Genomic DNA, 13,020 nt, shown 5'->3' with positions numbered 1-13,020 from the left:
TAAATAGAAAAAATGATATGCAAGGAATTAAGAATCTGACACACGGCCCTATCAACCGCCAACTTTTCAATCTGGCGATGCCTATCATGGCAACGTCGTTTATACAGATGGCATACAGCCTTACAGACATGGCATGGGTAGGACGATTGGGCAGTGAGGCTGTAGCCGCCATCGGTTCGGTAGGAATCCTGACGTGGATGTCCGGTTCTATCTCCTTATTAAATAAGGTAGGGTCCGAAGTCAGCGTAGGCCAATCCATCGGTGCGCAGAATCAGGAAGATGCCCGCCAGTTCGCTTCACACAATATCACGATTGCTCTGATCATTTCGATCTGCTGGGGCGGACTGCTTTTCATGTTCGCAAGCCCCATTATCCGCATCTATGAACTAGAAGAGCACATCACAGCCAATGCCATCGAATACCTGCGGATTATTTCCACCGCATTGCCGTTCATATTCCTGTCCGCTGCCTTCACAGGTATCTATAATGCAGCGGGACGAAGCAAAATTCCATTCTATATCAGTGGGACGGGACTGATTATGAATATCATTCTCGACCCTCTGTTTATCTTCGGCTTCGGGCTGGGAACAAACGGTGCCGCCTACGCTACATGGCTCTCGCAGGCAACGGTTTTCGCCATCTTCATCTACCAGCTGCGTTTCCGCAAAGACGCCCTGCTCGGTGGTTTCCCCTTCTTCTCCCGACTGAAGAAAAAGTACACGCGGCGTATTCTGAAACTAGGCCTGCCCGTAGCTACCCTAAACACACTGTTCGCCTTCGTCAATATGTTCCTCTGCCGTACCGCATCCGAACAGGGCGGACACATCGGACTGATGACTTTCACCACCGGCGGACAGATAGAAGCCATCACCTGGAATACCTCCCAAGGTTTCTCCACCGCACTCAGCGCCTTTATTGCCCAGAACTTCGCCGCCGGACGAATAGAACGGGTACTAAAAGCCTGGCACACCACCCTATGGATGACGGGAATCTTCGGAACGTTCTGCACGCTGCTGTTTGTCTTTTACGGCAATGAGGTCTTTTCGATCTTTGTCCCCGAACAGGCGGCTTACGAAGCCGGAGGTGTATTTCTTCGTATCGACGGATATTCGCAGCTGTTTATGATGCTCGAAATCACGATGCAGGGAGTGTTCTACGGCATCGGGCGTACCGTGCCTCCTGCCATTGTCAGCATTGTATGCAACTATATGCGCATTCCGCTTGCCATCCTGTTTGTACGGATGGGCATGGGAGTAGAAGGTATCTGGTGGGCAGTATGCGTCACAACGATTGCCAAAGGACTGATTCTCTTGGGATGGTTCACCATGATCAGGAAAAAATGCTTAAATCTGCCTTCCGTGTCAACAAGGTAGTCGTGTCGTTTGTTATTTTACATATACAAAGATCGTCCGGAGTTATTTTAACTTAAAAAGTATGACCTTGGCAAATAATATGTATCTTTGCGTTGTTAATTTATTAAAGTATTATTTTATAAACCTATTTAAAAAACATTGCATTATGAACAAGATGAAATGGATGGTTCTCTTCATGAGTATAACCATGATATTCAGTGGCTGCGCAAGCATGAACAATACGGGCAAAGGTGCCGCAATCGGCGGTGGTTCGGGTGCTGCATTGGGTGCTATCCTCGGCGGTGTTATCGGTAAAGGCAAGGGTGCTGCCATCGGTGCGGCTATCGGTACTGCAGTAGGTGCAGGAACAGGTGCCCTTATCGGAAAGAAGATGGATAAAGCGGCAGCAGAAGCAAAACAAATTGAAGGCGCACAAGTAGAGCAGATAACTGACAACAACGGATTGCAGGCAGTAAAAGTTACATTCGATTCAGGTATTCTTTTCACTACCGGTAATGCAACTCTGAGTGCTGCTGCCAAGTCTGCATTGAGCAAGTTCGCCAACAACGTACTCAACCAGAACAGAGACATGGACGTATCCATCTACGGATATACCGACAATCAGGGCTGGAGAAACAGTACTGCCGAACAAAGCCGTCAGAAAAATCTGAACTTGTCACAGGAACGTGCACAGAGTGTAGCCAGCTACCTGTTAAACTGCGGCGTTTCTTCCAACCAGATTAAAGGTGTGCAGGGAATGGGCGAAAGCGATCCTATCGCCAGCAACGACACAGCTGCCGGAAGAGAACAGAATCGTCGTGTAGAAGTTTACATGTACGCAAGTGAGCAGATGATTAAAGATGCACAGGCCGCTTCCAATTAAAAAAATATTGCGTTATGCGCGCAACCTGCTGATTTTCTTCTTTGCATCTACCATTCTGGCTGTGATCGTCTACCGCTTTATGCCGGTGTATGTCACTCCGCTGATGGTCATCCGAAGTGTACAGCAGCTTGCGTCAGGAGATAAACCCACGTGGAAACACACGTGGGTTTCTTTTGATAAGATATCTCCTCACCTGCCGATGGCGGTCATCGCCTCCGAAGACAACCGCTTTGCCGAACACAACGGATTCGATTTCATCGAGATAGAGAAAGCGATGAAGGAGAACGAGAAACGGAAACGGAAGCGCGGAGCAAGTACCATCAGCCAGCAGACAGCCAAGAATGTGTTCCTGTGGCCGCAATCGTCTTGGATACGCAAAGGTTTCGAAGTTTATTTCACCTTTCTGATAGAGTTGTTCTGGTCGAAAGAACGGATTATGGAGGTATATCTCAACTCCATCGAAATGGGAAAAGGGATTTATGGCGCACAGGCTGCCGCAAAGTATAAATTCAACACAACAGCTGCCAAGTTGAGCTCAGGACAGTGCGCACTGATTGCCGCTACGCTCCCTAACCCGATACGGTTTAACTCTGCAAAGCCTTCGGCTTACCTATTGAAACGACAAAAACAGATATTGCGATTAATGAATCTGGTTCCTAAGTTTCCGCCTGTAGAAAAAAAGGCGGTCGATAAGAAAGACACCAGGAAGAAGAAAAAGAAATAAAGCAATCCCTTTATCACAATCTATTTCATCAAGAAACAAGACAAGGATAAAGGGATTACTTTTTTCTGTTATTATTTGAGATACAGACTATGCTGGTTCCTCACACCTCTCGATATACGCCAATGGTTCGCCTTTATCTACCAATGCTCCCTGCTTGGCACATACCTCGATCACACGACCGCTAAAATTCGCCAACACCTTATCATATGTATGCCAAGGAGTAGCAATATAGCAAAACACATCGTCCGGATCATATTTATGTCCCACTTCGGGCGGCATAGAAGGCGATTCCACATCGATCTCCCAAATGATCTGCCCTTTCTCCATTGCCGTCACCGGTTCGGCTTTGGCACGTTTCATCCGTTTCACTTCTTCTTCGGAGAATCCCTGTTTTGCCAATGCGGCATCTTTGGCACGCTGCAAATCATCTTCGAAACGTTTCTTGGCAATACCCGATTTATAATCCCGATATTGGCGGTCGTGCATTGCCAGTTCGAAAAGTTCTTCATCATCCTGTCCGAAATCCCAGCTGTTTTCTGTCATTTCCTTACGATACTCGTCCAGTTGATCCGGATAGTTCTTCTGCGGGTCTTCGTCCGTAAATTCGTATCCTTTTTCTTTTGCCAATGCGATAATCTCCGGAGCAAGTGCACCGGGCAAACGACCACTCTTACCTAGAATCATATCCCAGGTATGGTTGTCGATCATCGTCCAACGCTCCTCTCCCTTGATCAGAGACATCACATTCATCAATGCCATGTTCTTCACATATTGGCTGAACGGAGTCACTAATGGAGGATAGCCGAGTTTCGGCCACACATATTCCACTTCGTCAAACAGCATCACGAGCAAATCGTCGATGCTCAGTTCCGGTTCGTTCTTACCTCTCAATATCAGATTGATGCCGGAATGCACTCCTTTCAGATCGGCCATCATAGAACCCATCATACCTCCGGGAAGTCCGCATTTCAAGAGCAAAGAAGACATATGCTTGTTGGTAGGGTCCATAAAATAACCCAGAAAATCGTCAATGAACTCCTGTGTCATGGCACGGGCTTTCATGTAGGCTTTCATATTAATCTCCGGTACCTGAAATCCCGTGTCTTTCAGCATAGCCTGCACGGAGATAACGTCCGGATGAACTTTCCCCCACGAGATCGGTTCCATTGCGACATCAATAATATCCGCGCCATTCTCACAAACTTCGAGGATAGAAGCCATCGAAAGCCCCGGTCCGCTATGTCCGTGATACTGGATGATGATTTCGGGATGCCGTTCCTTGATTGCTTTCGTCAGACGTCCCAGCATTTCGGGGCGACCGACACCTGCCATATCTTTCAGACAGATTTCCGGTGCTCCGGCCTCTATCAGACGCTCGGCGATAGCGGTATAATATTCTACGGTATGCACGGGCGAGAACGTAATACATAACGTTGCCTGCGGAATCATCCCCGCTTCAAGGGCATAATGAATGGAAGGAATAATATTTCTGACTTCATTCAAGCCGCAAAAGATACGGGTGATGTCCACTCCCTGCGCATGTTTTACTTTATACATTAACCGGCGCACATCTGCCGGAACGGGATACATTCGAAGACCATTCAGACCACGGTCGAGCATATGAGTTTGTATGCCGGCTTCGTGGAAAGGTTTTGTGAAAGCCCGGACGGCTTTGTTCGGGTTCTCGCCATACAGTAGGTTGACTTGTTCGAACGCGCCTCCGTTGGTTTCTACACGGGAGAAACAACCCATTTCGATAATTAACGGAGCAATTCTTACTAACTGATCGGCACGTGGTTGATACTTGCCGGACGACTGCCACATATCCCGATAAACGAGACTGAATTTGATTTCCTTTTTCATTGCCGTAAATAGATGAGATTTATATTACTTAGGTTAACTAGTTGATACAAATATACTGAGTTCTCTGACATAATAACAAATACAGAGAGAATAAGTTGGGGTATAAAGACATGTTTAATATCATATTGTCACAAAATCAAAGGAGCAAGCGAGTTTTTACCCGTTGCTCCTTACCAGAATTAATTGTTTGACTAATGTGTTATCCCTATTTATACAAAATCTTTCAACTCTTGTTGCAAACGTTGGCGTGTGAAGAATATGCGGCTCTTCACCGTTCCGAGGGGTAGGTCCAGCTTCTCAGCGATCTCACGGTATTTAAAACCGGATACGTGCATTGAAAATGGTACTTTATATTCCTTCGGCAGCGCGTTGACGATGCGGTGCATCTCTTTTAAGTCATAAGCGCCTTCCGTACTTTCAAATCCTGAGTCTTGGGGGAGATTCAAATGATACAGATTGTCGGTCTGATCTACGAATGTCTGGTCACGTACTATTTTACGGTAGTTATTAATAAAGATGTTACGCATGATTGTGTACATCCATCCTTTAAAATTTGTATCGGGAACATATTTTTCCTCGTTATCCAAGGCCTTTAATGATGTTTCTTGCAATAAATCATTTGCTTCTTCACGATTGGCAGTTAATTTATAAGCAAAACGAAGCAACTCTTCCTGAACTCCAATTAAATCTTTTCTGAAACTTAAACTTTTCATACTTTAAGGGTTTTACGGTTAATATTTCGTTTCTTTCTTGACGTTTGCAAGTTTAAAGGTATTTTATGAGTCAAACAGGGGGAAATTCGTCATTTCTTAGGGGGTGAAACTGTCAAATGATAGATTTTAGGTGCTTTTTGATAGTTTTTAGGTGGTTTAGGACGTTTTTTATTCTCTTCTTCTTGTTTGGCAATACAAAATAACTTACTTTTGGGTAGTATTATTAACTTAAAGTAAAGGACATGACTATACTTATTATCGTAGGAATAATCGTACTGTTGGGAATCATTTTTGCTTCCATGTACAACTCATTGGTGAGACTGAGAAATAACCGTGAAAATGCTTTTGCAGACATCGACGTGCAGCTGAAACAGCGCCACGACCTTATTCCGCAACTAGTGGATACCGTGAAAGGATATGCCGCACACGAAAAAGATACCCTCGAACGGGTGATTCAGGCACGTAACGGTGCAGTCAGCGCCAAGACAATCGACGAGAAGATAGCAGCTGAGAATCAATTATCTTCCGCTTTATCGGGATTGAAAATCACGTTGGAGGCTTATCCGGACCTGAAAGCAAACCAGAATTTCCTGCAACTGCAAGAAGAAGTATCCGATGTAGAGAATAAATTGGCTGCTGTACGCCGTTACTTTAACTCGGCTACGAAGGAATATAATAATGCGGTTCAGACATTCCCGTCCAACATCATAGCAGGTATGGCAGGTTTCCGCAGAGAAATCATGTTCGACCTGGGTACCAACGAACGTGCGAATCTGGAACAGGCACCGAAGATCAGTTTCTAAAAACGAGCACGTATGCAGTACGTCGGAATCCAAACACAGCAGAGCCGGAACAACCGGCGCTCTGTTCTTCTGTTATTCCTATTTCCCTGCCTGGTAGCAGCATTGCTTTATCTGGCCTGCTATCTGCTGGCCGCTATGGGGCACGGTGAAAGCATGGAAGTAAGTATCCTGGAATTGGCTAATCCTCTTTTCATCAATGCCCTCCCCTATACGATGGGGGTCGTATTGATTTGGTTCCTGATAGCTTTCTGGGCGAATACGAGTATCATCAAAGCCGCCACAGGCGCCAAACCTCTCGACCGCAGAGAGAACAAACGTGTCTACAATCTGGTCGAGAACCTCTGCATGGCAAACGGAATGAAGACTCCGAAAATCAATATCATCGACGACGATTCATTGAACGCTTTTGCCAGCGGTATCAACGACCGCACCTATACGGTCACTCTCTCGAAAGGGATTATTCAGAAGTTGAACGACGAAGAACTGGAAGCAGTCATCGCCCACGAACTGACTCACATCCGCAACAGAGATGTGCGCCTGCTGATCGTCTCGATTGTATTTGTCGGAATCTTCTCGATGCTGACGCAGATCACTTTCTATACTATTACGCACGCGCGCATACGTAGCAACGGGAAAAACGGCGGAGGAGCTATCCTCATCATACTGATTGCCTTAGTAATAGCCGCTGTCGGTTACTTCTTTGCCAGTCTGATGCGCTTCGCCATTTCACGGAAGCGCGAATATATGGCAGATGCCGGTTCGGCGGAGATGACAAAGAATCCGTTAGCATTGGCAAGTGCCCTGCGCAAAATTTCCGATGATCCGGATATAGAAGCGGTAAAACGTGGGGATGTGGCGCAATTATTCATTCAGAATCCGGGCGACCAGTCGAAAAGTGCCCTCAGCGGACTTAGCGGCCTCTTTGCCACGCATCCCCCTATCGAGAAACGAATCTCCATTCTGGAACAGTTCTAAAGATTTCTGTTTAATTTTCATTAAAGAAAGCAGGGGGACTCCTTATTTTTAGTATATTTGAGTGTTATACATATATACACTAAACTGTAACTGATATGAAAACAAGAAAACAAATCCTTATGCTACTGCTGGTTATGCTAGCAGGAATCCCGACTCTTTCGGCACAGACCAAGAAGGAGAAGAAGGAACAGAAGAAAGAAGCTGTCAGACAGCTGATCGTATCAGAAGACTACAAGATAGACGTCAACACTGCTATGCCCATGCGCGGACGTTCTATACCTCTGACTTCACAATACTCACTGCAAATCAGAAATGATTCGGTATTCTCTTACCTCCCTTATTACGGACGTGCTTACAGCGTTCCTTACGGCGGAGGAAGCGGGCTGATATTCAACGCTCCCCTCAAAGAATACACGATGGATATGGATAAGAAGGGAAACGCCATTATCAAATTCTCCGCCCGAAGTCCGGAAGACTTCTTTGAGTTCAGGGCGAAAGTGTTCCCCGACGGCACCACCAGCATCGATGTCACGATGCAGAACCGTCAGGCAATCAGCTACCGGGGAGAAGTGGATCTGGACAAGAAATAAAATCTTCAAGAATCGCCGTCAGTCTCTTCACTACCTTTTAATATAGGAAGGCAAATGTGGTATTTCACGGCAAGGATGCGTGTAACAAATAACCGCCGATCCGCCAACGAGCTGACAGACATAAGATTCCATCCCTGCGGCATCGCACAGCCAGTAAGCGATGCCGCCTACTACACACGCCATCGCATAGATTTCTTTTCGGAAAATCAAGGGGATCTCATTGATAAAGACATCACGAATCACACCTCCTGCGGCACCTGTGATACTACCCATGATGATGGCTACCCAAAAAGGATAGCCTAAAGCGATACTTTTCCCCACACCGACCACCGTAAACAAAGCCAGTCCGATGGTATCGAATATAAAAAAGGTATTATTCAGACGGATCAGCCAGCGACCGAAACAGATCACCCAGATCAAGGCAAGTCCCGTACAGATCAAATAGATAGGGTTCGTCATCCATCCGGGCGTCACATCCAGCAGTACATCACGGATAGTACCGCCACCGATAGCGGTAGCAAGACCTACGACATAGGCTCCGAACCAGTCGAAACGCTTTGCTGAAGCCAGCCGGATACCACTAATAGCAAAGGCAAATGTGCCTATAAAATCAAGAATTTGAACGAATGTCGGCATATATTTGTTATTTTGTATGCAAAGTAACGAATAAATTCCGTAAGAAAATGTACTTTTGCTACACGAATTAGATAGAAACAATATGAAAATAACAATTGTTGCCGGGGCACGCCCCAATTTCATGAAAATAGCCCCTATCACACGCGCCATCGAAGCCGCAAGAGGGCTGGGTAAAAGCATCTCCTACCGTTTGGTGTACACAGGCAGACGGGACGATACAAGTCTGGATGCTTCCCTGTTTTCGGATCTCGACATGAAAGCTCCCGATGTCTACCTTGGAGTGGAAAGCAGTAACCCCACCAGTCTGGCAGCCGGAATCATGATCGCCTTCGAACAGGAGCTGACGGAAAATCCGGCACACGTCGTCCTGGTAGTGGATGATCTGACAGCAACCATGAGTTGTGCCATCGTAGCCAAGAAACAAGGAATCAAGGTAGCCCATCTGGTAGCCGGCACACGTTCCTTCGACATGAAGATGCCGAAGGAAGTAAACCGGATGATTACGGACGGAGTATCCGATTATCTATTTACCGCCGGCATGGTGGCCAACCGAAATCTGAATCAGACAGGCACGGAAAGTGAAAACGTATATTATGTCGGCAACATTTTGGTAGATACCGTTCGTTTCAACCGGAACCGACTGCTCAAACCGGTATGGTTCTCCGTACTGGGACTTCAGGAGGGCAATTATCTCCTGCTCACCCTCAACCGACGTGTACTGCTCAACAACAAAGAGAACCTGCGGAAGTTGATACAAACGATGATCGAAAAAGCTGCTGGTATGCCCATCGTAGCGCCCATGCACACATATGTGCGCAATGCAATCAAAGACCTCGGCATAGAAGCCCCGAACCTTCATATCATGCCTCCGCAGAATTATCTTTTCTTCGGATATCTGATCAATAAAGCTAAAGGAATCATCACGGACTCCGGCAACGTAGCCGAAGAAGCTACGTTTCTCGGCATCCCCTGTATCACGCTCAACACGTATGCCGAACATCCGGAAACGTGGCGCGTGGGAACGAATGAACTGGTCGGCGAAGATCCGGCAGCACTCGCTCAGGCTATGGATACGCTGATGAAAGGTGAATGGAAGAAAGGCGAACTCCCCGAACGCTGGGACGGACGAACAGCCGAACGAATCGTACAAATATTATCAAGTAAATAACCGGAGTGGTTGAGCCGGACTCGATGATCAACGAGCCGGCTTAATAGCCAGACAGAAGTAGCCGACCACTATCAGGTTCGACAAGTGTTTCAGAAAGTTTCACGCCGAGGAAACCAAAGTTTCAAGGCGTAGAAACCAGAGTTTCAAGCAGTGGGAACTAGAGTTTCAAGGCATGAAACTTTTTGTTTCAACCGTTGAAACAGATTTTGGAACTACGGAAGACAATCGGAGCAAGTCGGTTCGCATGATGTGACATACGTTGAAAAGGGAAGGATAAAAAGGACCAAACAATCTGCCTCCTTCCATTGTTGAATGATATAAGCTTGTAAATAACAAAAAACGATGGGTAAAAAAAGTTATATACTCTATTTTACTCAGACTTATTTGTTAACTTTGCAGCCCTACTACGAACGTTATGATACAACGATATAACAAAATACTGATACTGCTCTTAGTCGTATTTGCAGTTTCAAATGCTTTTGCGCAGCAAATAAAGGGGGTTGTAACTGATTCAGTCACTCATGAACCACTAATGTATATCTCTGTCTACTACCAAGACAAGAGAGATATGGGTACTGTAACCAATATTGACGGAGAATATAAGCTCGACGCGCGGAGAAACGGAGGAACGCTCGTTTTCTCTTCCATCGGATATGTCACCAAAACCGTTAAAGTAGGCTCCGGAAATCAGACCGTCAATGTTAAACTCTCTCCGGACGATGTAATGCTCACCGAAGTAGTCGTAAAGCCACAGAAAGAAAAATACTCCCGCAAGAATAATCCGGCAGTCGAATTCATGAAGAAAGTGATCGAACACAAAAAAGCACAAGTGCTCGAAGTGAACGATTACTACCAGTACGACAAGTACGAGAAAATGAAAATGTCTATCAACGACCTGACTCCGGAGAAACTGGAAAAGGGTATCTACAAGAAATACTCATTCCTCAAAGATCAGGTGGAAGTGTCGGAGACGACCAACAAACTGATTCTCCCTATCTCCGTACAGGAAACGGCCTCACAAACCATTTTCCGGAAAGACCCCGAAAGCAAAAGACCATTATCAAAGGAAAGAACTCCAATGGTATCGAAGAGTTTTTCTCCACAGGAGACATGCTGGGGACTGTTCTGAAGGATGTTTTTGCCGATATCAACATTTATGATGATGACATCCGGCTGCTCCAACAGCGATTCGTAAGCCCTATCGGCAACAATGCCATCTCGTTCTATAAATACTACCTGATGGATACGCTGATGGTGGACAAGCGCGAATGCGTACATCTGACATTCGTACCGCAGAACTCACAGGATTTCGGATTTACAGGGCATCTTTATGTGCTGAAAGATTCGACCTATGCCGTTCAGAAGTGTACGATGAACCTGCCTAAAAAGAGTGGCGTCAACTTTGTCAACCGCATGGACATCGTGCAGCAGTACGAGCAGCTTCCCAACGGGAACTGGGTATTGGCGGATGACGACATGACGGTAGACCTTTCATGGAGTTCCAACAAAACCTCGGGAGGGTTACAGGTAGAACGAACGACTAAATACAGCAATTATAAGTTGATCCGATAGAACAGCGGTTGTTCCGTTTGAAAGGTCCTGTGATCAAGGAGGCCGACATGCTTTCGAAAAGTGACGAATACTGGGCGAGTGTGCGCCAGGTGCCGTTGACCAGAAAGGAAAGCAATATGGATGTATTCGTCAACCGTCTGGAACAGATTCCGGGATTCAAATATATCATCTTCGGTGCGAAAGCATTGATCGAGAACTTTGTGGAAACAGGCAGCAAAGGCCATAAGAGCAAAGTGGATATCGGTCCTATCAACACCATGATTTCAAGCAACTACATCGACGGAACCCGTTTCCGCCTGAGTGGTATGACTACTGCCCATTTTGACAAGCATTGGTTCCTGAGCGGATACGGAGCTTATGGTCTGAAAGACGAAAAGTGGAAATATAGCGGAACGCTGACTTATTCTTTCAACAAACGAGATTATGTAGTATGGGAGTTTCCAAAACATTTTATATCTGCAACGTACAGTTATGATGTAATGTCGCCGATGGACAAGTTCCTGTTTACGGACAAAGACAACATCTTCCTTTCGATGAAAACGACAACGGTAGACCAGATGTCATATATGCGTGATGCTACCATCAACTACGAACTCGAAACGCTGACGGGATTCGGAGTGAAAGCCATGCTCCGCCATCGAAATGACGAGCCTACCGGAAAACTGGAATATCTGCGGAATGACGCTGCACAAACCCGTGTGCATGACATCACGACTTCCGAAGCGAGTGTGACACTGCGTTATGCTCCGGGAGAATCTTTCGTCAACTCCAAGCAGCGCCGTGTTCCGGTGTCGCTGGACGCTCCTATCTTCACGCTGACTCATGCCATGGGCTTCAAAGGCGTGCTGGGCGGAGAATACAACTTCAACCGCACGGAAGCAAGCATCTGGAAACGTTTCTGGCTTCCCGCTTCGTGGGGAAAGATAGACTGTAGCGTAAAAGCAGGGGCAGAATGGAATGTCGTACCTTTCCCGCTATTGATTCTGCCGGAAGCCAACTTGTCATATATCACTCAACGTGAGACATTTTCCCTGATCAACAATATGGAATTCCTGAACGACCGGTATGCGTCCATGTCACTTTCTTATGACATGAACGGAAAGTTGTTCAACCGCATCCCGCTGATCAAGAATCTGAAATGGAGAGAAATGTTCCGTATCCGCGCATTGTGGGGGACATTGACCGACAAGAACAATCCATTCAAGAGCAGCAACCCCGACCTCTTCCGTTTCCCGACACGTGACGGTAAATTCACCAGTTTCGTGATGGACCCGAAGGTGCCGTATATCGAAGGAAGTATAGGTATCTACAACATTTTCAAGTTGCTGCACGTTGAATATGTACATCGTTTCACCTACCGTGACAATCCGGGTATCAACAAGAACGGTATTCGTTTCATGGTATTAATGGTATTCTAAAACTATGCAACCTTTAGCAGAACGGTTACGACCAAAGACATTGGATGATTATATCGGTCAGAAACATTTAGTTGGACCGGGGGCTATCCTGCGCAAGATGATTGATGCAGGACGTATTTCTTCGTTTATCCTCTGGGGACCTCCCGGAGTGGGAAAAACCACATTGGCACAGATTATCGCCAATAAACTGGAAACTCCGTTTTATACGCTGAGTGCCGTGACTTCAGGCGTCAAAGATGTGCGCGAAGTGATAGAGCGTGCCAAGAGCAACCGCTTTTTCTCGCAATCCAGTCCGATCTTGTTTATCGATGAAATCCATCGTT

The 13,020-nt window shown here is 46.3% G+C and carries 10 protein-coding genes and 2 pseudogenes; 9 read left to right on the top strand and 3 right to left on the bottom strand.

Annotated elements, in window-relative coordinates:
- Nucleotides 1–17 precede the first annotated feature (17 nt).
- From HMPREF9007_RS02845 to mtgA, 3 genes are all read left to right on the top strand, one after another.
- The gene (locus HMPREF9007_RS02845; RefSeq protein WP_008763445.1) at nucleotides 18–1,373 is read left to right on the top strand and encodes an MATE family efflux transporter; all 1,356 of its coding nucleotides are present in this window, start codon (nucleotides 18–20) and stop codon (nucleotides 1,371–1,373) included.
- 145 nt (nucleotides 1,374–1,518) lie between these two features.
- On the top strand, nucleotides 1,519–2,235 hold the full coding sequence (locus tag HMPREF9007_RS02850; RefSeq protein ID WP_008765906.1) for an OmpA family protein: 717 nt from the start codon (nucleotides 1,519–1,521) through the stop codon (nucleotides 2,233–2,235).
- A complete protein-coding gene (gene mtgA / locus HMPREF9007_RS02855) occupies nucleotides 2,213–2,959 on the top strand; it encodes a monofunctional biosynthetic peptidoglycan transglycosylase (protein WP_008763443.1) in 747 nt (248 codons plus the stop codon). The genes HMPREF9007_RS02850 and mtgA overlap by 23 nt, the downstream gene beginning before the upstream one ends.
- Before the next feature lie 87 nt (nucleotides 2,960–3,046).
- On the opposite strand, the gene HMPREF9007_RS02860 is transcribed toward mtgA, so the two are convergent.
- Both HMPREF9007_RS02860 and HMPREF9007_RS02865 read right to left on the bottom strand, forming a co-directional pair.
- The gene (locus tag HMPREF9007_RS02860; protein WP_008763442.1) at nucleotides 3,047–4,822 is read right to left on the bottom strand and encodes an oxaloacetate decarboxylase; all 1,776 of its coding nucleotides are present in this window, start codon (nucleotides 4,820–4,822) and stop codon (nucleotides 3,047–3,049) included.
- 209 nt (nucleotides 4,823–5,031) lie between these two features.
- Entirely contained in the window at nucleotides 5,032–5,535 is a 504-nt protein-coding gene (locus tag HMPREF9007_RS02865; RefSeq protein ID WP_008763441.1) for an RNA polymerase sigma factor, read from the bottom strand.
- A gap of 242 nt (nucleotides 5,536–5,777) precedes the next feature.
- Between HMPREF9007_RS02865 and HMPREF9007_RS02870 the strand changes: the two genes are divergently transcribed.
- From HMPREF9007_RS02870 to HMPREF9007_RS02880, 3 genes are all read left to right on the top strand, one after another.
- Nucleotides 5,778–6,338, top strand: coding sequence for a LemA family protein (locus HMPREF9007_RS02870; protein ID WP_008763440.1), 561 nt, complete (start codon nucleotides 5,778–5,780; stop codon nucleotides 6,336–6,338).
- 12 nt (nucleotides 6,339–6,350) lie between these two features.
- On the top strand, nucleotides 6,351–7,313 hold the full coding sequence (locus HMPREF9007_RS02875; protein WP_008763439.1) for a M48 family metallopeptidase: 963 nt from the start codon (nucleotides 6,351–6,353) through the stop codon (nucleotides 7,311–7,313).
- A gap of 95 nt (nucleotides 7,314–7,408) precedes the next feature.
- Nucleotides 7,409–7,903: a DUF4251 domain-containing protein gene (locus HMPREF9007_RS02880; protein ID WP_008763438.1), complete on the top strand. Its 495-nt coding sequence runs from the start codon at nucleotides 7,409–7,411 to the stop codon at nucleotides 7,901–7,903.
- A gap of 5 nt (nucleotides 7,904–7,908) precedes the next feature.
- On the opposite strand, the pseudogene HMPREF9007_RS02885 reads toward HMPREF9007_RS02880, so the two are convergent.
- Nucleotides 7,909–8,539: pseudogene (locus HMPREF9007_RS02885) on the bottom strand (trimeric intracellular cation channel family protein).
- A gap of 82 nt (nucleotides 8,540–8,621) precedes the next feature.
- Here HMPREF9007_RS02885 and wecB point away from each other — a divergent pair.
- From wecB to HMPREF9007_RS02900, 3 genes and pseudogenes are all read left to right on the top strand, one after another.
- Nucleotides 8,622–9,707, top strand: a complete 1,086-nt coding sequence (gene wecB, locus HMPREF9007_RS02890; RefSeq protein WP_008763436.1) for a UDP-N-acetylglucosamine 2-epimerase (non-hydrolyzing) — start codon at nucleotides 8,622–8,624, stop codon at nucleotides 9,705–9,707.
- A 415-nt stretch (nucleotides 9,708–10,122) separates the two neighbouring features.
- Nucleotides 10,123–12,697 (top strand): annotated as a pseudogene (locus HMPREF9007_RS02895) (DUF5686 family protein).
- Between the two features lie 4 nt (nucleotides 12,698–12,701).
- Nucleotides 12,702–13,020: AAA family ATPase (locus HMPREF9007_RS02900; RefSeq protein ID WP_008763435.1), on the top strand; the 319-nt coding region annotated here is incomplete at its 3' end.

Origin of the sequence: Bacteroides sp. 1_1_14, from assembly GCF_000162515.1 — a bacterium.
Taxonomy (GTDB): Bacteria; Bacteroidota; Bacteroidia; order Bacteroidales; family Bacteroidaceae; genus Bacteroides; species Bacteroides thetaiotaomicron.
The sequence above is the reverse complement of the archived record's forward strand: the minus strand, read 5'-3'. Positions and strand labels throughout refer to the sequence as shown.